The following is a 21016-nucleotide window of genomic DNA, read 5'->3' as shown; positions in this document are numbered from 1 at the left end:
CACGGGGTATGTCGCACAGCGTCCGGCACTGGCTAAGGTGTCGTTCGTGACCACGACGACACCGAATTCTGAGATCGCTCCTGCCGACAGGGCGGAGTCGGCCAACCTGCCGCTGCGCCAGCGCCCGGTCGACATCTTCTTCCTGGTGATGTTCTCGCTCTTCATCGTCACCTGCATCATCAGCGATGCCATCCCGACCCTGGGCATCCCGCAGACGGCGACGACCCACAACCTGTTCGCGCAGTGGAACTACACGTACTCATCGCAGTACGACCCGCTCTACGAGAACCCGCCCATCTGGCTGCGGTTCATCACGGGCACCTCGGCATTCATCTACCTGCCGTTCTACGTGCTGCTCAACATCTGCCTGGTCAGGGGTTACAACTGGATCCAGCTGCCGAGCGTCATCTACGCGACCATGATCATCAGTCTGACCGCCATCCCGATCTTCGGCGTCGAGTTCTTCGGCGATGCAGCGCAGCGCACGCCGCAGCCGATCATCTTCCTGCTCTACAACGGGCCGTACGTCCTCGTGCCGCTGCTGCTGTTGATCCGGATGCGCAAGCCGCTGCCCTTCACCCGCAAATTCTGATGGACGCACAGAACGAGAACCGGCCGCGGGTGCGGCAGTTGCGGGTCGTCGTCGAAGCGGACGACTACGAGGCGGCCGTCGCGTTCTACCGCGACGTGCTCGGGCTGCCGGAGCAGGAGTCCTATGCCGGAGACGCCGGCGCACTGGTGACGATCCTCGACGCCGGTCGGGCCACCCTCGAGATCGCCAACCCGGCCCAGAAACGGATGATCGACGACGTCGAGGTCGGGCGGCAGGTGGCCCCGCACATCCGCCTCGCCTTCGAAGTCGACGACACGGTCGCGGCGACCGACGCGCTCGTGGATGCGGGGGCCGACCTGGTCGCCGAACCCACCGTGACCCCGTGGCAGTCCCTCAACGCGCGGCTCGATGCGCCCGCCGGGCTCCACATCACCCTCTTCGAAGAACGCGGCGAAACCGAAAGCTGAGCGTTCCCTTTCACTCGGTTTCGGAAATGATGGGGGTTTCGTCCGGCGATCGGATGCCGACCTAGATTGAGACCGACGTCATCGACGATCCGGATGCTCGCAGAGAGCGACCGGGCCGTGGCGAGGCAGATGCGAAAACCGGGACCGGCAGGAATGAAACCTGCCGGTCCCGTCCATGTGTTCAGCGGAGGCCGAGCACAGGAAAAGGCACCTCCCATCATGGAATGAGGTGACTTCTCCTGTGCTCGAGCCGCAAGCAGCGGTTACGACTTGGGGGTCGCCCGCCGGAGGAGGAAGAATCCGGCGAGCGCGCCCAGAGCGGTCGGGACCAGGAGCCAGGCGACGAGCCCGACCGGCCCGGTCGCGACGAACCACTCGCCGACGGCCCCCCAGGTGCCGGTAAAGGTGAAGAGAGCGACCGCGCCCAGCAGGATCAGCACCAGGATCGCGCCCGCGACGAGCAGCCCGTTCACCTTCCAGCGGGTGAAGATGATCGCGCTGGTCGAGCCGACGTAGAAGCAGAACAGCAGCCCGACGAACACGGTGAACAGTCGCTCCCACAGGGTCTCGCCGAAGTAGATCGACGTGAAGAGGTGGCCGCCGAGGCCCCAGCCGTTGGTCCACTCCTCCACGTACGCCAGCAGTGTGAAGGCGATTGAGTAGCCGGCCGCGAGCAGCCCGAAGGTCAGGGATGTGCCGAGATAGAAGTCGCGTCGCGTGACGCTGTAGCCGAGCGCGAACGGGAACGTCATCGCGATGATCGTCACCCCGAGCACGAGCATGTACACGAAGATGTAGAAGCCCGCGCCGCTGTACCCCGTGTGGTCGAGGGTCTCGGCCCGGGCGGCCGGCGGCGTCGCCGACCAGATGATCCACCAGATCGCATAGTTCACGAGCCAGATGAACGACATGATCATGACCGGCACCCAGATCGTGGTCATCTTGTTGACAAGATTGAGGCGGACGACGCGCCAGATGCGGCGTCCGGATGCGGGAGACGTTCTGACAATGGCCGCGTCGGTGGTGTAAGTAGTCATGCGCTCTGCTCGAATTCTGTCGCCTGGACGTTGGTCTTGCGGACGATGAGTTGCTGCAGCGAAACGGGGGAGAGCTCGAGGCCGGCAGCAAGGGCTTCCGCGCGCTCGCCGGGGCTGAGCGCGCCGAGGGTGACGGATGCGAGACCGCCGATGCCTTCACGGTGCAGCACCTCGCGCCCGGCGGCGAAACCGTCGACCGCGCTGCGCGATCCGACCACCGTGGTCGCTGAGCCTCGCACGGCGTCGGCCTCGTCGTCGATGATGATGCGCCCCTGGTCGATGACGAGCACGTGCTCGAGCAGGTTGGCGACCTCGTCGATCAGGTGCGTCGAGAGGACGACGGTGCGTGGATGCTCGGAGTAGTCCTCGAGGAGGCGGTCGTAGAAGTTCTGCCTGGCCACCGCATCCAGCCCCAGATACGGCTCGTCGAAGAACGTGAGCGGGGCCCGAGACGCGAGCCCAACGATCACGCCGACCGCCGACAACTGGCCGCGCGAGAGCTTCTTGATGCGGCGGTTCAGCGGAAGCCGGAAGTCGTCGATGAGGCGCTCGGCGAAGTCCGCATCCCAGTTCTCGAAGAACCACGGAGCGCTGCGGAACACGTGCTTCGGCATGTAGTCGTCCGGATAGCGCTGGCTTTCTTTGATGAAGCAGACGTTCTGGAGGACCTTGGCGTTCTCGGCCGGCTTCTCGCCGAAGACAGCGATCTCGCCGCGGGTGGCGAAGTCCTGCCCCGTCAGCAGCTGCATGATCGTGGTCTTGCCTGCGCCGTTGCGGCCGAGGAGGCCGTAGATGCGGTTCGGTTTCACGGTGAAGCTGACGTCGTCGACCGCCGTGAACGACCCGAAGCGTTTGGTGAGGCCGTCGACGCGGATGGCCGGGGCGATGGAGGTGGTGGTCATGCGCTGACCCCTTCCTTGTCGATCATGTCGGCGAGCTGCGCCGGGTCGATGCCGAGTTTCGCCGCTTCGATGAGGAGCGGCCGGAGGTATTCGTCGCGGAATGCCTCGCGACGCTTGCTGATGAGGCGCTGGCGGGCGCCGTCGGCCACGAACATGCCGATCCCTCTCTTCTTGTACAGGATCCCGTCGTCGACGAGGACGTTGACGCCTTTGCCCGCGGTGGCGGGGTTGATGCGATAAAAGGCCGCGAACTCGTTGGTCGACGGCACCTGCGTCTCAGCGGGGTAGACGCCGTCGATGATGTCGTTCTCGATCTGTTCGGCGATCTGAACGAAGATCGGCTTGCCTTCTTCGATCATCCGGTGCTCCCTGCGTCGGCTAACCGCCTTGGTTAACTACTCATGTAACTAACCAACCAGCCGGTGCGGATTTTGTCAATACCTCAGATGAGGTTGATCGTCACGTCGTCGACGTAGAGCAGGCCGCCGATGATCGTCGCGAGCAGGCAGGTCGCGAGGAACAGCCCGGGATGCGCGAGCCCGACGATCAGCCGGTGCGTGCGCGGCGCGTCCGCCAGGAAGGATTTGGGGATGCGGGTGTGTGCCGGCCGTGCCCCCCAGCCGCGAAGCCGGGACAGGAACCACGAATAGCGCACCAGCAGCACCACCCAGAGAAAGACGATCACGACCGGCGCTGAGGCCAGCAGGAGGCTGAGACCGAGCCCGAGCGTCGTGAACTCGTTGTTCTTGCCCTCGGCCTGAAGCTGGGCTGCGATCGTGGCGCTCAGCACGACCGAGATGGTCCAGGCGAGAAATGCGAACACCCAGCCGGCGAACCGCGAGAAGAAGTGGCCGAGCACCGACTCCGACCGCCCCAGATGCGAGTGGGGTGTCTGGCTGAGCACGACGACGGTCGCCGCGAAGGTCGGCAGCACGGCGAAGATCGCGATCACGAACCAGATCCAGTGGTGCCAGTTGAAGTGGTCCGCGGGCACCAGCAGCAGGATCCAGACGGTCGCCCACAGCCATCCCGCTGTCAGCGCGTGGTCGACCAGCCAGTTCGGATGCCGTTCCTCGAAATGCGACGCGAAGCCGCCGACCGTGTACCGCGCGATCGCCTGCTCCACAGGTTCCTTCGCATCCATGCCCTCACTGTAGTTGCGCGGATAGTCTCTCAACATGGCTGAACTGCATGAGCTGACCGCCCTCGAACTCTGGGAGGAGCTGCAGGCCGGCTCCGTCTCCCCGGTCGAACTCGCAACCCACTACCTCGATCGCATCGACCGGCTGAATCCGGAACTGGGCGCCTTCGTGACGGTCACTCGGGATGCCGCGATCGAGCGGGCTGAGCACGTCGCGTCCGCGGTTCCGCGCACTGCACCCTTGTGGGGGCTCCCGTTCGGCGACAAGGACCTCTGGCTGCGGGCCGGCGTCCCGGCTGGGTTCGGCTCGCGGCTGATGGCCGGGTTCGTGCCTGAGACGTCCGACGAGATCGTCGAGACGCTGGATGCGGCGGGCGGAGTGAGTCTCGGCAAGACGAACGCCCCGGAGTTCGGCCTCCCCGCCTACACGGAGAGCCTTGCCGCGCCGCCCGCGCGCAACCCGTGGAGCACCGACCTCGGTTCCGGCGGGTCGAGCGGCGGGGCTGCGGTCGCGGTCTCCGCAGGGCTCCTGCCTTTCGCGCCCGGCTCGGACGGCGGCGGATCCATCCGCATCCCGGCTGCCGCGTGCGGGCTGGTCGGTCTCAAGCCGACACGCGGTCTGGTCCCGGCGGGGAGCGGCATCGACTCCCTCGCCGGGCTCGTGGTCGACGGACCACTGGCGCGGACGGTGGCGGATGCCGCCCTCCTTCTCGACGGGATGATCGCCCACGCGCACGGCCGGATCGACCACCACTACACGCTTCGTGCTCCCGACGAGAACGACGGACCGCTTCTGGGGGCTGCGATCCGCGGCGAGGGACGTTTCCAGCTGGGGGTCATGACGACCTCCGCGTGGGACGACGCTTACGAGATCACCCTCGATCCGGCGGCGCTCGCCGCGCTCGACGAGGCCGTGCTGGTATTCGACTCGCTCGGCCATGGGATCGAGCAGACAGCGCTCCAGCTCGACGAGACGTACGCGCCCGCGTTCCGCACGATCTGGCAGGCGGGGGCTGCGCGCATCCCGGCCGAAGGCGACCGGCTCGACCTGCTCGAACCGCTCACGCGCTGGCTGGTCCTGCGCGGCCGGGAGCTCACCGCCCGGGAACTGAGCGAGGCGCTGTCGGCGCTGACCGCCTACGAGCGCTCGCTGGTCCGCCAGCTGTCGGGGTTCGACGCCGTGCTGACCCCGGCGATGGCGATGACGCCGCGTCCACTCGGCTGGTTCGACCAGCAGGACGGCGAACACAACTTCGCCCAGCAGGTGCAGTACACGCCGTTCACCTCGATGCTCAATGTGAGCGGGCTGCCCGCGATCGTGCTGCCGGTCTGGCAGACCGACGACGGTCTTCCCATGGGTGTGCAGCTGATCGGGAGACCAGGAGGGGAGGCGACGCTGCTCTCGCTCGCCCGCCAGCTCGAGCGCCGCATCCGCTGGGATCGCCGGCATCCGCCGGTCTGGTGACCGCGTCGCGATCGGCCGGTACGCTCAGATTTCCTTAGGTTAGGCATGCCTATACTGAAGGCGACATGTACAGGCCGGATCACGCGAAGCACACCGGGAGCACCGCGCACCATGACGATCGGGTGCAGTACCTCCTCGTCGGCGACGAAGGGTCGCTCACGGAACTCGAGAGCGAGCTCGCGCTGCTTCCGCTGTGCGCCCGTGGCCGCGTCTTCGTCGAGGTCGAGAGCCCCGACGACGTCTCGGTGCTGTCGACGCCGCTGCGCATGACGGTCACCTGGCTTCCGCGGACCCAGCGTGGTGGGGCACCGGGGAGCGGCGAACCGTGTCGTCGCGGTCAGGCCGGTCTTCGTGCCGTCAGGGCGTGGACGGCCGAGATGCTGTGCGACGGACCGGGGGAGACGCACGCGATCCTCGCCGGCGGCTACGCCCTGGTCGCGGACATCCACGAGCACCTCGTCGACGAGATCGGAATGCGCCCCGACGCCGTCTCCGCGCCCTCAGCGTTCCGGCTCCGCGCCTCCCGCTGACCGGGCCGGGTGCCCGCCCGCTGGCGCTGCCACCCGTCCGCGCTGCCGCGCACTCTCCGCCGAGAGTGCCCGTTCCGGCCGAGAGTACCCCGTGCAACGGACTATCTCGGCCGCAACGGACTATCTCGGCGCCAAAGGCACGAGCACGAGGCGCGAGCGCCGGCTCCGGGCCAGTCAGGCGAGCCCGGTCAGCTGCGCCGAGAGCGCCCACAGGTCGCGCCCGAGCTGCGCATCCTTCGCCTGCGCGCGCACCCGCCCGTTGGCCCTGAGCTGGTCGAAGTAGGTGCCGCTCGGCGCGCCGACCGGCAGATCGCCGGCGAGCGCGATCAGCGGCACGGCACCGGCGTCGGCAGGGATGCCGTAGTTTCCGCGGGTCACCCGGTTGCCGAAGCGGATCAACCCGCTCGACCGCCCGAAGTTCGTCACCACGGTGCCCGGATGGAACGAGTACGCATCGACGCCGGTGCCGGTGAGCCGTTCGGCGAGTGTGCGGATGAACAGGATGGTCGCCAGCTTCGAGGTGCCGTAGGCGCGCCACCCGCCGAGCCACGGCCGCTTCTCCCAGTCCAGATCGTCGAGGCGCAGATGTCCGAAGAGGTTCGCCAGGCTCGCTGTCGAAACGACCCGCGGTGCGCGCTCGCCGTCGCCCAGGTCGCCGGCCGTGGCGATCAGCCGCGGCAGCAGCAGGTTCGTGAGCAGGAAGGGCGCCAGGTGGTTGCTCTGGATGGTGCGCTCGTGAGCGTCGGCGGTCAGTTCCCGGCGCGAATGGAGCCCGCCCGCGTTGTTCGCCAGCACATCGATGCGTTCGTAGCGGTCGAGCAGTGCGTCCGCGAGACTGCGCACATCGTCCAGCCGGTCGAAGTCGGCGAGGAAGGCCGTGCCTCCGACTCGTTCGGCGACGGCTTTCGTCCGTTCGGGGTTGCGGCCGACGACGGCGAGGTCTGCGCCCTGTTCGGCGAGCCGTTCCGCTGCGACCGCGCCGATGCCGGAGCTCGCCCCGGTCAGGACGATCGTGCGTGCGCGTGCGGTCACCGATAGCCGCCCTTCTCGAGGCCCGCTTCGATCTCGAACCGGTTCTTCAGCGGGTTGCGACCCGCGGCAAGGTACAGCAGCGGGAAGATCATCCCGTACCGTTGCCACTGCCGTTTGTGCACGGCCTCATGCTCCATCACGTCCTCGCTCACATTCTGGGCCGTGAGGTAGCAGCCGCCGAGGCACGATCCGCCGCGCCCGAACGACCACGCGGGCAGTCCGCGGAACACGAACAGCCCCTCCCTGCGCTCGATCGGCCCAGTGCTCCAGATGAAGCCCCACACCAGCCCGACCGCTGTCGCGTACAGATAGCCGAGGCGGCTGATCGGGGAATCGAACAGCAGGTCTTCAAGCCGTTTCACGTCACTCCGTCGGTCGTCCGTATGATTCGAGCAGCCGCAGCCAGACTTCGCTGAGCGTCGGGAACGACGGTACGGCGTGCCAGAGCCTGCCGAGTGGAACCTCGCCGACGATCGCGATCGTTGCGGAGTGGAGGATCTCCCCGACATCCGCCCCGACGAAGGTGGCGCCGATCACGACCTGCCGGTCCTCGTCGACGATCATGCGTGCGTGGCCGACGTACTCGTCGGCTGCGATGCTCGCGGCGGACAGCCCGCTCATGTCGTAGTCGACGACGCGGATGCGGTGGCCGGCTCGCTCCGCTGCCGCGGCCGTCAGCCCGACGGATGCGACTTCCGGGTCGCTGAAGGTGACCTGCGGAACGGCCGAGTGGTCGGCTGTCGCGACATACGTCGTCCAGGGCTCGGATGGGAGGGTGCGGCCTTTCGCACGCGCCGCCATCGCGTCTCCGGCGATGCGCCCCTCGTATTTGCCCTGGTGTGTGAGAAGCACCCGGTGCGCCACGTCGCCGGCGGCATAGAGCCAGTCGATCGGAGAGCCGTCTGCGGCGATGACGCGCATCGAGTCGTCCGTCTTCAGCCAGTCGCCCGATGAGAGCCCTACACTCTCGAGGCCGAGGTCGTCGGTGCGCGGCAGGCGGCCGACGCAGACGAGCAGCTCGTCCGCTTCGACGACGTCGCCGTTGTCGAGCTCGATGCGCACCGCGTCGGTGGCGGTACGTTCGACGCGGCTGACACCGGTGCCGAGGTGCACCGTCGCCCCGAGCCCCTCGAGTGCCTCGGCGACCATCTCACCGGCGAAGGGCTCTTCCTTCGACAGCAGGGTGGTGCGGGCGATGACGTCGACCTTCGAGCCGAACCCGGCGTAGGCAGTGGCCATCTCCACGCTGACGACTCCTCCGCCGAGGATGGCGAGGCGGGCGGGGACGTGCTTCGCACTGGTCGCTTCGTGGCTCGTCCAGGGCCGGCTCTCCCGAAGTCCGGGGATGTCGGGAAGCATCGCGACCGATCCGGTGACCACGGCGATGGCGTGCTTGGCTGTGAGCTTCGTCACCGATCCGTCGGAAGCCGTGACGCTCAGTTCGCGGGGCGCCGTGATCGTTGCGTGGCCGCGCACCAGGTCGATGCCGGCGCTGCGGACCCACTCGGCTGCGCCGTCGTCTGTCCAGTCGCTCGTCATCCAGTCCCGTCGCCGCAGGACGGCGGCGACGTCGAGCTCGCCGGTGATCGCCTCACGCGACCCTCCGACCCGGCGGGCGGCGCGCAGCAGGGCGCCGCTGCGCAGCAGGGTCTTCGACGGCATGCACGCCCAGTACGAGCACTCGCCGCCGACCAGTTCGGCCTCGACGAGGGCAGTGCGCATCCCGCCCTGGGCAGCACGGTCTGCGACGTTCTCGCCGACGGTGCCGGCCCCGATCACGATCACGTCGTATTCGGCTGCGTTCATGGCTGCTCCTTCACGGTCTCACGGTCGGTCTCACGGTCACGTTCTCGCTGGAAGTGTCTCGGTGCAACGTCCGGTGTCGCACCCCGGATCGCCACTGTACGCCCGGCGTCCGAACGCCGGAGCGGTCTCAGCGGCCAACGAACCCGGCTTCGGTGCGTCGCAGGAACGCCTCCATGCCGATGCGCGCATCCTCGGTCTGGGCCAGCCGCGCGAGCGTCGGCTGGAGTTCGGATTCGGCCGCAGGGTCGCCTTCACGGATGGCCCGCTTGGCGTTGGCGAGCGTCGCCTGCACGGCGAGGGGCGCCTGGGCGGCGATGCGCTCGGCGATCGCCAGTGCACGATCGAACTGCTCGCCGTCGGGGACGACCTCCTGGACCAGCCCGATGCGGTGTGCTTCCGCGGCGTCGAAGGTGTCCCCGGTGAGGATCCAGCGCATCGCGTTGCCCCACCCGACGGCTCGAGGGAAGCGCAGGGTTGCGCCGCCGAAGGGGAGGATTCCGCGGGTGACCTCGATCTGCCCGAACCGGGTCGACTCCGCTGCGACCGCGACCTCGCTCGCCAGCAGAAGTTCGATCCCGAGGGTGAAGCAGGTGCCCTGCACGGCGATCACGACGGGTTTGCTGAGGTGCTCACCGGAGACCTGCCAGGGGTTGATGCCGCCCTCTGTGACGTAGTCGATGCCGTCCGCGGTGATCCGGGGGCCGAGGTCGGCCAGGTCGAGGCCGGCCGTGAAATGGTCGCCGACCGCGTAGACCAGGCCGACGCGCAGTTCGGGGTCGCGTTCGAGCATCCCGTAGGCGAGCGCCAGCTGCGTGAGCAGTTCGAGATCGGCTGCGTTGCGCTTGTCGGGTCGGTTGAAGCCGATGAGCAGAACGTGCCCGCGGCGTTCGGTGAGGATCCTGGGTTCGGTCATGATCCGAGGCTACCGCCGCCCGCCGCAGCGATCATCCGGCCGTGTTCGATGGCAGCGGTGCGGTCAGCGCGCCGAGCACCCGCAGGATGACAGCGAGGTCGGCCGAGGCAGCGTCGACCGACTCCGGCGCGAACTCGGTGAGGGCGGCACCCGCCAGTTCGAAGCGGCCGCGTACGGCGCGGATGAGGTCGCAGAGCTGCTCCGGCTGCACGCCGAACGGCTCGGGGAACCCGATACCGGAGACGGTCGCCGGATCGAGCACGTCGAGATCGACATGGAGGTAGACGGCGGATGCGCCGGTCGCCTCGATCGCGGCGATGACGGCCTCGGAATCGGCCAGCTCCTCGACGCCGAGCACGCGGATGCCTGCGGAGTCGACGTATGCGCTCTCGCCGTCGTCGAGTGCCCGCGTTCCGGCGAGGATCACGTTCGACGGGGACAGCACTTCCGCTCCGGTCGACGCGAGGCCCTCTGGCCCGTCGCCGAGGAGCGCTCGCAGGACCATGCCGTGGAAGGCGCCAGACGGAGACGTCTCCGCATTGTTGAGGTCGCCATGCGCGTCGAACCAGATGAGCGCCACCTCGCCCGCGGGCCTGGAGGCCACGACGTGCTGCACGCCGGCCAGGTCGGCGCCGCAGTCGCCGCCGATGGTGATCACCGGAGCCTCAAGCGCCCGCAATTCCCCGAGGGCGGACTCGCGGATCGCGTGAAGGGCCGAGAACCGGTCCACACCGGTCTCGAGAGACTCACCGGCCTCCATCGGCACCTCGACGACGTGGGTGGCCGACGCCGGAAGGTCGCCCTGGATCGCCTCCGTTCCGTCGATCAGGCGCATCGCGCGCGACGAACCCGAGCCTTGCCATTGGGGTATCACCAGGAAGCGTGCAGCCACGGACCCAGTCTGCCCTACATGTCGCGGTAGCGCTCAGCGGATGCGAGGGCTGTGCGCAGTTCCGCTTCGGTGAGCCGCGGACCGTAGGCCGGGGTGTCGCGCTGGTAGCGCCAGCCTTCGGCGAGCGGGCCCGCGTCCACGACATCGAACCCGATGCTGTCGATGAAAGCGGCGGCCGCGGCTTTGGCGTCAGCGTCGTCACCCGCGATGGCCAGCGCTCGCCGGCCAGGGGAGCCGGCGGGAAGGCCGTCCGCGGTGAGCGCGGAAGCGAAGATGTTGTTGAACGCCTTCACGATGTGCGCGGAGGGCAACTGCTTCTGCAGCAGCTCCGATACCGTCGTGGTCTCGTCGTCGAGGGCGGCGATCTGTCCGTCCCGCTGCGGGTAGTAGTTGTTGGTGTCGATCACGGTCTTGCCGTCGAACGCCTCCGCCGGAAGCGACCCGATGTTCTTGAGCGGCATGGTCACGACGATCAGGTCGGACGCCCGCGCAGCGTCCGCGACCGTCGCCGCGCGAGCCGACGGCCCCAGCTCGCCGACGAGCTCGGTGAGGGTCTCCGGCCCCCGCGAGTTGCTCACGATGACGGTGTAGCCGTGTGCGACTCCGAGGCGGGCGAGCTGGCTGCCGATGTGTCCTGCGCCGATCAATCCAAGTGTTGTCATGTTCGAGTGCAACGACGGTCGGCCTCGCGGTATTTCGCTTCCGGCCGAGTGTGTTTCGGGGTGTTACAGAACGGATGCACGGCCGGCGCGCCCCGGGCACACTGGATGTCATGCCCGCATCCCGCTCCCTCGCCGTCGTCGAGGTCACGCGTTTCCGGGCACACGATCCCGCCTACCACGACTACGTGCAGATTCTCATCGGCCGGACCATCGCACTCGCCGAAGAGCTCGGCTGGAACGTCGACCGCGTCGCAGCGGCCGACCTCGGCCCGGCGTCGCTGCTGGCGCAGACCGACTCAGCCGACGCGGTCGTGATCATGGGCGGCGAGGACATCGCACCGGAGTTCTACGGCGCCGAGACCGGCTACGAGGGCGAGAGCGCGCACTTCCCGTCCGCCGACGAAGGCCAGATCGCCCTGGTGCACCGCGCGCTCGACCGTGGAACGCCGCTCCTCGGCATCTGCCGCGGCCACCAGATCATCAACGTCGCCCTCGGCGGGACGATCGTGCAGCACCTCGGCGATTCGACGGTGCACAAGAACCACGGCGCTCCGATCGAGCGGATCATGGCGTCGCACACCGTCGACATCACCGCCGACAGCGGACTCGTCTCTCTGCTCGGCGCAGACGCGGTGCGTGTGCAGAGTGCGCATCACCAGGCGGTGGCCTCCCTCGGCGAGGGCCTCGTCGCCGTCGGCCGCACGCCCGAGGGAGAGATCGAGGCGATCGAGCACGAGACGGCGCCGATCCTCGGGGTGCAGTGGCATCCGGAAGACCCGGGTGCGCCGGGCGGCCAGCTCGCGGCGCTGCTCGCATCCCTCGACCGTGCGCCGGTCGCGGTGCGCGCCGCAGCCTGACCTCGGCCCGGCGCCCCCTCAGTCCTCGACGGGCCACGCCTGTGCGCCAAGGAGTGGCACGAAGCTGACCGCTCCGAGATTCTCCTCGCGCAGGCGGCCGTGCGGGTCGAGGGTGAACGCCGCCAGGTGCTGCGATCCCCGCGGTGAGCCGATGGGCATGACGATCCGCCCGCCGGGCGCGAGCTGCTCCACCCAGGCGTCCGGCACGGACGGCCCGGTGGCGGCGGCGAGGACGGCGTCGTACGGGGCGCCGTCCGGCCAGCCCAGCGAACCATCGCCTTCGATCACGTCGACCCGGTAGCCGAGGTCGTGGAGGCGGGTGGCCGCGCTGGCCGCGAGGCGCGCCTGGCGTTCGATGCTGACGACGCGGTCGGCGAGCTCGGCAGCAACGGCAGCCGCATAGCCGGATCCCGTCCCGACATCGAGCACCACATCATCCGGTCCGATCCGGGCGCTCTCGACCATCAGGGCGACGATGTACGGCTGCGAGATGGTCTGGCCGTCGCTCAGCGGCAGCGGCCGGTCGTCATAGGCGTACTCGACGATGTCCAGCGGGACGAATTCGTGCCTGGGCACGCGGGCCATCGCATCGAGGACCCGCGGGTCCCTGATTCCACGCGGGATGAGCTGGCGCTGAACCATCCGGCGCCTGGCGTCGTCGTATGCCGTGAGATCCTCCCTCGTTCCGATTAGACCACTGGGTCGCGCACGGCGAAAGGTGCGAGAAGTGGTCGGACAGGAGTCGGTCAGCCCGCGATGGAGAACGACGCCTGCCGGGAGGAGAGCTCGGCCCGCGCGGTCTCCAGCGCATCCCGCCCGGCTCCGACCGCCTCGAGGGCGAGCAGCCCGGCACCCAGGATCGGCGCTGCCGTCACCAGCTCGACGTGGGCGAGGGGAGCACGTGCGGCGAGTCCGCGGTCGATCGCGGACAGGAGCCGTTCGTCGCGGGCGCCGATGACGCCGCCGCCCAGCACCAGCGGGGTCGGCCTCTCGAGCAGGTCGAGCTTGCGCAGCGTCGTCTCGGCGAAGGTCACGATCTCCTCCGCCTGGCGGTCGACGAGACCTGCCGCCACGGCGTCCCCCTCCTGTGCGGCACGGAACACCGCCGGGCTCAGAGCCGAGAGTTCGGCGTTCGCCAGCCGTCCGAAATGCATCGCCTCGATCACCGCCTGGACGTCGGGGAGGCCGAACACGTCGGGCACGGCGTCGACCAGGACGGTCACCGGTCCCCGCCCGTCGACGGCTCGCGCCGCATGCCAGAGCGCGTTCTCGCCCAGGTGCCAGCCGCCGCCCCAGTCGCCGGAGATCATCCCGAGCGACGCGTAGCGGACCACCGCTCCGTCCGCGCGGACACCGACGCAGTTGATGCCGGTCCCGCAGACGACGGCCACCGCATCCGCCTCGCTCGTTCCTGCGCGCAGCAGCGCGAACAGGTCGTTGTCGACGATGGCCGCGCGGCCGGTCACCCCGGACGCCCAGGCGAACCCGCTGATCGATCGGGAGAACGAGACCACTTCCGCCGGCAGGTCGAGCCCGGAGAGGTAGATGTTCGCCTGCACGATCGGGCGGCCGCCGAGCTGGGCTGTGATCTCCCCGACCAGGTCGTCGATGAGGGCGATCGTCGCCTCCAACCCGATGATGTGCGGGCTGGAGGTCGCCGCCCGCGCCGTCGCGAGCACGTGGCCCGCCAGGTCGAGGGCGACAGCATCCGTCTTGGAGCCGCCGCCGTCGACGGCGAGGACGACGCCGTCCTCGGGGTCGGCGACGCTCATCGCGCCCACGCCAGGTGCTCCCGATTGCGTGCGAGCAGCAGGTCGGCGAGCTTCTCGGCCTTGTCGTACTGTCCGACCAGCGGATGCGCGAGCAGCGCGCGCACGACGCGGTCGCGACCTCCGTGCACCGCCGCATCGAGGGCGAGGCGCTCGTAGCCGGCGACATGGGAGACGAGCCCCGCGATGTCCGCGGGCAAGGGGTCGACCGGGAGAGCGGTGAGCCCGTGCTCGCCGACCACGGCCGGCACTTCGATCACGTGGTCGTCGGGAAGGAACGGCAGGGTACCGCCGTTCCGCAGGTTCACGATCTGCGTGTCACGTCGATTCGAGGTCAGGGAGGCGATCAGGTCCACTGCTGCCTCAGAGTAGAACGCGCCGCCGCGCTTGGCCAGCACATCCGGTTTCGTATCCACCGAGGGGTCGGCGTACAGCTCGAGGAGCGCGCGCTCGACCTCCTGCACGGCCTCCGCCCTGGTCGGGGCGCCGAGTTGCTCGCGCAGCACCTCGTCGTGCGCGTAGTAATACCGCAGGTAGTACGACGGCACGCTGCCGAGCAGGGCGATGAGGGAGGCGGGAAGCTCGATCTCCTCGGCCAGCCGGTCGAGGTGGGCCGCGAGCAGTTCGGGCAGAGCGTCGCGGGTTCCGCGCTCGTCCGTCACGAAGACCGCGCGCTCCCAGGTCAGGTGGTTGAGGCCGACGTGCCCGAGCGTGACGGCCGTGTGGTCGACCCCGAACAGCGCGGCGAACCGGCGCTGGAACCCGATGGCGACGTTGCACAGACCGACCGCGCGATGCCCCTCCTGCAGGAGGGCGCGCGTGACGATGCCGACCGGGTTCGTGAAGTCGACGATCCACGCATCCGGTTTCGCGTGCGCGCGCACCGCCTCGGCCACCCGGAGCACCACAGGAACGGTGCGCAGCGCCTTGGCGAAGCCACCGGCGCCCGTGGTCTCCTGGCCGATGCAGCCGCACTCGTGGGGGAACGTCTCGTCACCGTGCCGCGCGGCCTGGCCGCCGACACGCAGCTGGATGAGCACCGCATCCGCATCGGACACGCCGGCCACCAGATCGGACGTCGCGACGATCCGCCCGGTGTGCCCGGCCGCGCGGAACATCCGTTCGCTCATGCCGCCGACCAGTCGCAGGCGCTCGGGGTCGGTGTCGACCAGCCACAGCTCCTCGATGGGCAGCAGATCGCGCATGCGGGCGAACCCGTCGATGAGCTCGGGGGTGTAGGTGGAGCCTCCACCGACCACAGTGAGTTTCACGGCTATCCCTTCACGCCGGTGAGTGTGATGCCTTCGACGAACACGCGCTGGGCGAAGAAGAAGATGATCACGACCGGGACCGTTACGAGGATCGTCATCGTCATCGTGAGTCCCCAGTCCGTGCCGTGGACACCGCGGAACGACGCGAGCCCGTAGGCGACCGGCCAGTTGTCGGCGTTCTCCGAGGTGTACAGCAAGGGGCCGTAGTAGTCGTTCCACGAGTTGAAGAACATGAAGATCGCGGTGGCGGCGATACCCGGCTTCGCCATCGGGATGATCACCCGCCACAGCACCCCGAACTCGCCGCAACCGTCGATGCGCGCCGCATCCGCGTACTCGCTGGGGATCGTCAGGAAGAACTGGCGCAGCAGGAAGATCGAGAACGCGTCCCCGAGGAGGTTCGGCAGGATGAGCGGCCAGAGGGTTCCGGTCAGGTTCAGCTGGGACCACATCACGTAGATCGGGATGGCCGTGACCTGCGGCGGAAGAAGCATCGCGATGATGATCGCGGTGAACAGCACATTCGCACCGCGGAACTTGATCTTGGCGAGCGCGTAGGCGGCGGGGACCGAGGAGAGCAGCATGAACGCGGTCGCGAGCACGGCGTAGAGGGCGGAGTTGCCGAACCATTGGAGGAGCGGGACCGTCTGGAACACCGTGAGGTAGTTGCTCCAGACGAACGGCTGCGGCCAGAGGGATGCGGTGAGGGTCTGGTCGCTCGACATCAGCGACGTGAGCACGACGAAGACGACCGGAGCGATGAAGACCACGGCCAGAGCCACCAGCACCGTGTGCTCGGCGATCCAGCCCAGCAGCCGCCGGCCGCGCAAGGGCGGCGTGCGGCGCTTCGGAGCGGGCGCGGGCGGTGGCGGCGCGGGCCGCTCGGTGAGAGTGGCGGAGGTCATTGGGCGCCTTCCGGGGTGAACGCCTTGAAACGGCGGAGAAGGAGGATGAGGATCAGGCTCGACACGAGGAACAGGATCACCGCGAGGGCGGAGGCGTAGCCGAGCTGGTACGTACTGAAGCCGCGCACGTACAGCCATTGCGTGTAGGTGAGGAGGGACTGGTCCGGGTAGCCGATGTTGGTGCCGATCCCCTCACCGACCACCGCCTTGCCGGAGGCGACCCCGGAGGCGACGGCCGCCTCCGTGAAGTACTGAACCGCGGCGATCACCCCGGTCACCAGAGCGAAGAGCAGCACGGGCGAGATGCTCGGCATCGTGACGTAGCGCACCTGTTGCACTCCGTTCGCGCCGTCGAGCGACGCCGCCTCGTACTGCTCCCGGGGCACGTCGAGCAACGCCGCGAGGAAGATGATCATGATGTCGCCCATGACCCAGATGCCCAGAAGGGTCAGCGACGGCTTGGACCACGCGGGGTCGTTGAACCACAGCGGTCCCTGGATGCCGAACACTTTGAGGATCTGGTTCACCGGTCCGGTCCCCGGGTTGAACAGGAACACGAACGCGACGACGCTGGCGACCGGAGGCACGAGGGCCGGAAGGTAGAAGATCGTCCGCCAGACACCCGACGCCTTCTTGGCGCGAGCGAGGAGCCCCGCGATCAGCAGCGCGAAGACCAGCTTCGCCGGCACCCAGAACACGATGAACCAGAGCGTGTTGACGGTCGCCGTCCACACGTTCGGGTCCTGCGTGAACAGGTAGACGTAGTTGCGCAGACCGATCCACTGCGGCGGCGACACGAGGTCGAACCGGGTGAACGAGTAGTAGACGGATGCGATCAGCGGGTAGACGAAGAAGATCACCAGACCCAGGAGCGCTGGGCTCAGGAGCGCGAGTGTCGCGAGCTTGCGCTTCCTGCTCGCCCGCGAGGAGCGGCCGGCGGTCGCCGTCCGCCCCTCGCTTGTGGTGGTCGAGGTCACGTCACGGACCCGAGACGAGCGCCAGCGCGTCGTTGATCTGCTTGTCGACGCTCTTCAGACCGGCCTGCACGTCGCCGCCCTCGCTCTGGTACTTGTTCCACCAGTCCTGGAAGGACTGCTGGTAGCCGGCACCGAGCGGACTGGCCGGTGTGGTGGAGACGTTCTTGTTCGCCGCGACGTCCAGGAATGTCTTGTACTGGTCGGACACCTCGAGGTCGGGGGAGTTGAGCGCGTCGGTCGTCGTCGGCACGTTCTTGAGCCCGTTCGCGAGCTTGACCACAGCCCCCGTGTCGGTCGTCAGGTACTTCAGGAGCGCCCACGCCAGTTCAGGGTTCTTCGATCCCTTGGAGATGCCGATGATGTTCCCTGTCATATATCCGCCGCCGTACAGGTCGGTGTGGTCGTCGGCCGTCGGGAACGGCGCCGTGCCGTAGTTGAGGTCCTTCGCCTGGTCGGCGATGAACGCTGTGCGGTACTCCCCGTCCATATTCATGGCGACCTTGCCCTTCTGGAAGGCGTTGTCGGCCGAGAACTCCTGGCCGAGGCCGGAGGTGAACGTGTTCAGCTTGTCCCAGCCGATCTTGTCGACGAAGGCCTTCTGCCAGTTGATCAGCTCGGTCCAGCCCGGCGATGAGCTGATCGCGCTGGTACCATCGGCCTTCAGCCATTCGGCGCCGGCCGCGGGACCGTAGTGCGCCGCCGCGTTCTCGTACCAGCCCATCGTCGGGTTGAATCCGAGGGTCTTGAGCGAGCCGTCGGAGTTGTAGGTCGTCAGCTTCTCGGCCATCTTCTCCAGCTCGGAGAGCGTCTTCGGCGGAGCTGTGTACCCGGCGGCGGTCAGAAGGTCCTTGTTGTAGTAGAGGCCGTAGACGTCGGCGAGCATGGGCATCGAGCAGCGGTTGCCTTTGTACTCGGTGTAGCTCTTCACCGTCGGCGAGAACTGGCTCATGTCGACCTTGTCGCGCTCGATCACACTGTTGAGGCTGCGAAAGGCGCCGGTGGAGCAGAAGTTGCCGACGATGTCGGTCGAATACGAGAGCCCGACGTCGACCTTGCTTCCGGTCGCGATCGCCTTGCGGAGTTTCTCGTCGTCCTGGCCCGCGTGGACCTCGACCTTGATCTTCGGGTACTTCTTCTCGAAGTCGTCGACGACCGACTGGATGACCTTCGCCTCCCGGTCGGAGAAGAAGTGCCAGAACGAGACGGTGCCGGAGAGATCGGACGGGGCCGTCGTCTGGAAGGCGGTGCTGCTTCCTCCGCCGGAACAACCGGCGAGGCTCAGCGCTGCGGCCGCGGTGACCGCGACGGCAGCGATGAGGTGGCGGGAACGAGACTTCACTGTGTCTTCCTCACTGTTCTTGATGGGGTGCATTGGGTCTGGGGCAGGGGGAGAGTCAGGCGGTGATGCGGCTGACCTCGGAGAAGAGCGTGTTGCGGACTTCGGTGAGCAGGTACTCGCGTGCTCCGCGGAGTACCGGATGCTCGGCCACGTCGGTCGACACGATGGTCGCGGTCCAGCGCGTGGCCCGCCGCACCTGCTGACCGACGAGTTCGGCGAGGCGATCGCCGCCGGCGCGCCCGGTGGGACCGCCGAGCACGACCAGTTCGGGGTCGAGGATCGCCAGGACCGGGATGATCCCGGCGGCGATGCGGGGTGCGAGGTCCTGGAGCACCGCATCCCGCTGTGGCGAGGTGGCGAGCGCCTCGACGAGGGTGCCGTAGCTGCGCCCGCGGATCCCGTGCGACCGCGCGATGCGTGCCACGCTCGTTCCGCCGATCAGGCCCTGCAGGTCCGAGGCGTGGGGGTCGAGTGCCGCAGCCGACTTCGGGATGGGCAGGTAGCCGATCTCGCCCGCGCCGCCGGATGCACCGCGGTGCAGTACTCCGCCCTGGTCGACCGACAGGCCCAGGCCGTCGCCCATCCAGAGGAGGACGAAGCCGCCGGCGTCCTCGCCGGCCCCCCCCGAGCGTTCCGCGATGGCGGCGAGGTTCACGTCGTTGTCGATGTGGATGCTGATGCCGAGCGCGTCTTCGAGGTGGCGCCGGATGCCCTTGCGCGGCCATCCGGGCAGCGTCTCGACGAAGCTCAGCTCGTCGGTGCGCGGATCGAGGGCGCCCTGCACGCCGACGGCGACGGCGCGCACTGCATCCGCTGACACCCGGGCGGCTTCGCAGGCCGCGTCGATGGCGGTCCGCACATCCGTCTCCGCGGAACGGTCCCGGGCGGAGCGCGACAGGGTGACTGTGACCGTCGGATGCTCGCGGCCGCTCGCGTCCACGACGGTCGCACGCATGACCTGGTAGTTGATGTCGACGGCGACACCGAGCACCCGGTCGGCACGCACCGCGTAGCTGGCCGCGTTCGGGCCGCGTCCTGCCGAGACTTCGCCGACGGCGTGGATGAGCCCGGCGGTCTCGAGGCGGGCGACCATCTGGGCCGCGGTGGGCTTGGAGAGGCCGGAGAGTTCGCCGATCCGGGTGCGGGTGAGCACCCCGTGCTCGAGAAGGAGCGCGAGGGCTGTGCGGTCGTTCGTCTCTCGGAGCCACGAGGGCGTTCCCGGAACCGGTTTCGGTGTCACGCGGCGCACATCCCTTCCTTGGAACGATTCTGGTCAGAATGTATCAGGAAAGTTTCTTAATAGTAAGAGATCGTTTCGACTGAACGTCAGCATTCACAAAACAGGAGTTGGTGTGACGGATGTGGCGGGCGGGCTCCTTACGAAGGCAAACCCCTGGTCGGATGCGCGGCCGAGCCGCCGACGCGCGCAGATCTCCTGAATTGCTGACGCCGCCCATCCGGCGCGATCGGTCAGACCGAGCGGGCGAGGTCGGCGAGCCGGTCGAACGCCGCGTCCAGGTCGCGGTCGACGCGCTGCCGCGCCGGGTCCGCCAGGTGCCAGTCGACGATCTCCCCGGCTCCGTGCGCGAAGCTGACGCGGGTCTGGAACTCCGGCACGAGCGCCTTCACCTTCGTGTTGTCGAACAGCATGGAGTGCGCCTTGTCTCCGACGAGACCCGGTCCGAGTTCCGGCACCACTGCCGCGATCGTCTCCGATGCGACGTGCACGAGGTCGGCCTCAACCCCCAGTCCCTCGGCGAGCCAGCAGTAGATCTGGTCCCAGGTCGGCGCCTCATCCGACGTGATGTGGAAGGAGTCGCCCACCGCCTCCGGACGCCCGAGGAGCCCGACGAAGGCGACCGCGAAATCCGTGTTGTGGGTGATCGTCCACAGGCTCGTCCCGTCGCCGTGCACGATGACCGGCGCCCCGCGCCGCATGCGCTCCAGATCCGTCCAGCCGCCGCTCGTGGGGATCAGGGTCCTGTCATAGGTGTGCGATGGCCGTACGATCGTGACAGGGAAACCGCGTTCGCGGTACGCCTCGACCAGCAGGTCCTCGCAGGCGATCTTGTCCCTCGAGTACTGCCAGAACGGGTTGCGCAGGGGCGTCGACTCGACGACCGGAACCCGCGCGGGCGGTTTCTGGTATGCCGACGCCGAGCTGATGAAGACGTAGTGCCCGACCCGGCCCTCGAACAGCTCGAGATCGGTACGGATATGTTCCGGCGTGAAGGCGAGGAACTCGGCCGCGACATCGAAGCTGCGTTCGCCTAGTGCCGCCCGGACGGTCTGCGGATCGCGGATGTCCGCGTGTAGTTCCTCGACGCCCGGAGGGAGCGGCCGGTTCGTCGGACGACCCCGCGTGAGCACAGTGACCTCGTGGCCCTTTTCGACAGCCAGGGCGACACAGGCCGAGCTGATCACTCCGGTGCCCCCGATGAAAAGTGTCCGTGTCGCAGCCATTGCGTTCCGATCCCTTCTGTGAGCTCGCCCCGGTA

At 68.3% G+C, this 21016-nt stretch carries 23 protein-coding genes; 5 read left to right on the top strand and 18 right to left on the bottom strand.

What is annotated here, in order from left to right:
* Window positions 1-46: 46 nt before the first annotated feature.
* Both ACV7NN_RS05280 and ACV7NN_RS05275 read left to right on the top strand, forming a co-directional pair.
* Window positions 47-592 carry a DUF2781 domain-containing protein gene (locus ACV7NN_RS05280; protein WP_463348531.1) on the top strand — a complete coding sequence of 182 codons (546 nt, stop codon included), beginning with the start codon at window positions 47-49 and terminating at the stop codon, window positions 590-592.
* Complete coding sequence (locus ACV7NN_RS05275) at window positions 592-1020, top strand: VOC family protein (RefSeq protein WP_463348530.1); 429 nt, start codon at window positions 592-594, stop codon at window positions 1018-1020. The genes ACV7NN_RS05280 and ACV7NN_RS05275 overlap by 1 nt, the downstream gene beginning before the upstream one ends.
* A 263-nt stretch (window positions 1021-1283) precedes the next feature.
* Here ACV7NN_RS05275 and ACV7NN_RS05270 read toward each other — a convergent pair whose 3' ends face one another.
* From ACV7NN_RS05270 to ACV7NN_RS05255, 4 genes are all read right to left on the bottom strand, one after another.
* Window positions 1284-2057, bottom strand: a complete 774-nt coding sequence (locus tag ACV7NN_RS05270) for a hypothetical protein (protein ID WP_463348529.1) — start codon at window positions 2055-2057, stop codon at window positions 1284-1286.
* The gene (locus tag ACV7NN_RS05265; RefSeq protein WP_463348528.1) at window positions 2054-2959 is read right to left on the bottom strand and encodes an ABC transporter ATP-binding protein; all 906 of its coding nucleotides are present in this window, start codon (window positions 2957-2959) and stop codon (window positions 2054-2056) included. The genes ACV7NN_RS05270 and ACV7NN_RS05265 overlap by 4 nt, the downstream gene beginning before the upstream one ends.
* Window positions 2956-3318, bottom strand: coding sequence for a GntR family transcriptional regulator (locus tag ACV7NN_RS05260; protein WP_463348527.1), 363 nt, complete (start codon window positions 3316-3318; stop codon window positions 2956-2958). The genes ACV7NN_RS05265 and ACV7NN_RS05260 overlap by 4 nt, the downstream gene beginning before the upstream one ends.
* Before the next feature lie 83 nt (window positions 3319-3401).
* On the bottom strand, window positions 3402-4103 hold the full coding sequence (locus tag ACV7NN_RS05255; protein WP_463348526.1) for a hypothetical protein: 702 nt from the start codon (window positions 4101-4103) through the stop codon (window positions 3402-3404).
* A 34-nt stretch (window positions 4104-4137) separates the two neighbouring features.
* On the opposite strand from ACV7NN_RS05255, the gene ACV7NN_RS05250 reads away from it, so the two are divergent.
* Together ACV7NN_RS05250 and ACV7NN_RS05245 are read left to right on the top strand one after the other, a co-directional pair.
* A complete protein-coding gene (locus ACV7NN_RS05250) occupies window positions 4138-5565 on the top strand; it encodes an amidase (RefSeq protein ID WP_463348525.1) in 1428 nt (475 codons plus the stop codon).
* Window positions 5566-5630: 65 nt separating this feature from the next.
* Window positions 5631-6095, top strand: coding sequence for an SIP domain-containing protein (locus ACV7NN_RS05245; protein ID WP_463348524.1), 465 nt, complete (start codon window positions 5631-5633; stop codon window positions 6093-6095).
* Window positions 6096-6269: 174 nt separating this feature from the next.
* Here the strand turns inward: ACV7NN_RS05245 and ACV7NN_RS05240 are convergent, their stop codons facing one another.
* The 6 genes from ACV7NN_RS05240 to ACV7NN_RS05215 form a co-directional block, all read right to left on the bottom strand.
* Entirely contained in the window at window positions 6270-7127 is an 858-nt protein-coding gene (locus ACV7NN_RS05240) for an SDR family NAD(P)-dependent oxidoreductase (RefSeq protein WP_463348523.1), read from the bottom strand.
* A complete protein-coding gene (locus tag ACV7NN_RS05235) occupies window positions 7124-7489 on the bottom strand; it encodes a Fe-S oxidoreductase (protein WP_463348522.1) in 366 nt (121 codons plus the stop codon). The genes ACV7NN_RS05240 and ACV7NN_RS05235 overlap by 4 nt, the downstream gene beginning before the upstream one ends.
* 1 nt (window position 7490) lies before the next feature.
* The gene (locus ACV7NN_RS05230; RefSeq protein WP_463348521.1) at window positions 7491-8933 is read right to left on the bottom strand and encodes a dihydrolipoyl dehydrogenase family protein; all 1443 of its coding nucleotides are present in this window, start codon (window positions 8931-8933) and stop codon (window positions 7491-7493) included.
* A 127-nt stretch (window positions 8934-9060) separates the two neighbouring features.
* Window positions 9061-9846 (bottom strand): crotonase/enoyl-CoA hydratase family protein, encoded by a 786-nt coding sequence (locus ACV7NN_RS05225; RefSeq protein ID WP_463348520.1) that lies wholly within the window; start codon window positions 9844-9846, stop codon window positions 9061-9063.
* A 31-nt stretch (window positions 9847-9877) separates the two neighbouring features.
* Window positions 9878-10738 (bottom strand): arginase family protein, encoded by an 861-nt coding sequence (locus ACV7NN_RS05220; RefSeq protein ID WP_463348519.1) that lies wholly within the window; start codon window positions 10736-10738, stop codon window positions 9878-9880.
* A gap of 14 nt (window positions 10739-10752) precedes the next feature.
* Complete coding sequence (locus tag ACV7NN_RS05215) at window positions 10753-11400, bottom strand: NADPH-dependent F420 reductase (protein WP_463348518.1); 648 nt, start codon at window positions 11398-11400, stop codon at window positions 10753-10755.
* A 110-nt stretch (window positions 11401-11510) separates the two neighbouring features.
* On the opposite strand from ACV7NN_RS05215, the gene ACV7NN_RS05210 reads away from it, so the two are divergent.
* Window positions 11511-12257 (top strand): gamma-glutamyl-gamma-aminobutyrate hydrolase family protein, encoded by a 747-nt coding sequence (locus tag ACV7NN_RS05210; RefSeq protein ID WP_463348517.1) that lies wholly within the window; start codon window positions 11511-11513, stop codon window positions 12255-12257.
* Window positions 12258-12275: 18 nt separating this feature from the next.
* Here ACV7NN_RS05210 and ACV7NN_RS05205 read toward each other — a convergent pair whose 3' ends face one another.
* The 8 genes from ACV7NN_RS05205 to ACV7NN_RS05170 all read right to left on the bottom strand — a co-directional run bounded on the left by ACV7NN_RS05205 (window position 12276) and on the right by ACV7NN_RS05170 (window position 20981).
* Window positions 12276-12899 (bottom strand): protein-L-isoaspartate(D-aspartate) O-methyltransferase, encoded by a 624-nt coding sequence (locus ACV7NN_RS05205; RefSeq protein WP_463348516.1) that lies wholly within the window; start codon window positions 12897-12899, stop codon window positions 12276-12278.
* Window positions 12900-13003: 104 nt separating this feature from the next.
* Window positions 13004-14029, bottom strand: a complete 1026-nt coding sequence (locus ACV7NN_RS05200; RefSeq protein WP_463348515.1) for an N-acetylglucosamine kinase — start codon at window positions 14027-14029, stop codon at window positions 13004-13006.
* Entirely contained in the window at window positions 14026-15297 is a 1272-nt protein-coding gene (locus tag ACV7NN_RS05195; RefSeq protein ID WP_463348514.1) for a 6-phospho-beta-glucosidase, read from the bottom strand. Before ACV7NN_RS05195 ends, ACV7NN_RS05200 begins: the two co-directional genes overlap by 4 nt.
* A gap of 2 nt (window positions 15298-15299) precedes the next feature.
* Window positions 15300-16202, bottom strand: a complete 903-nt coding sequence (locus tag ACV7NN_RS05190) for a carbohydrate ABC transporter permease (RefSeq protein WP_463348513.1) — start codon at window positions 16200-16202, stop codon at window positions 15300-15302.
* On the bottom strand, window positions 16199-17179 hold the full coding sequence (locus ACV7NN_RS05185; protein WP_463348512.1) for a carbohydrate ABC transporter permease: 981 nt from the start codon (window positions 17177-17179) through the stop codon (window positions 16199-16201). The genes ACV7NN_RS05190 and ACV7NN_RS05185 overlap by 4 nt, the downstream gene beginning before the upstream one ends.
* 1 nt (window position 17180) lies before the next feature.
* The gene (locus ACV7NN_RS05180; RefSeq protein ID WP_463348511.1) at window positions 17181-18518 is read right to left on the bottom strand and encodes an ABC transporter substrate-binding protein; all 1338 of its coding nucleotides are present in this window, start codon (window positions 18516-18518) and stop codon (window positions 17181-17183) included.
* A gap of 55 nt (window positions 18519-18573) precedes the next feature.
* Window positions 18574-19758: an ROK family transcriptional regulator gene (locus ACV7NN_RS05175; protein WP_463348510.1), complete on the bottom strand. Its 1185-nt coding sequence runs from the start codon at window positions 19756-19758 to the stop codon at window positions 18574-18576.
* Window positions 19759-19988: 230 nt separating this feature from the next.
* Complete coding sequence (locus ACV7NN_RS05170) at window positions 19989-20981, bottom strand: SDR family oxidoreductase (RefSeq protein WP_463348509.1); 993 nt, start codon at window positions 20979-20981, stop codon at window positions 19989-19991.
* Window positions 20982-21016 lie beyond the last annotated feature (35 nt).

This window comes from Leifsonia sp. Ger2509 (assembly GCF_055231915.1).
The sequence above is the reverse complement of the archived record's forward strand: the minus strand, read 5'-3'. Positions and strand labels throughout refer to the sequence as shown.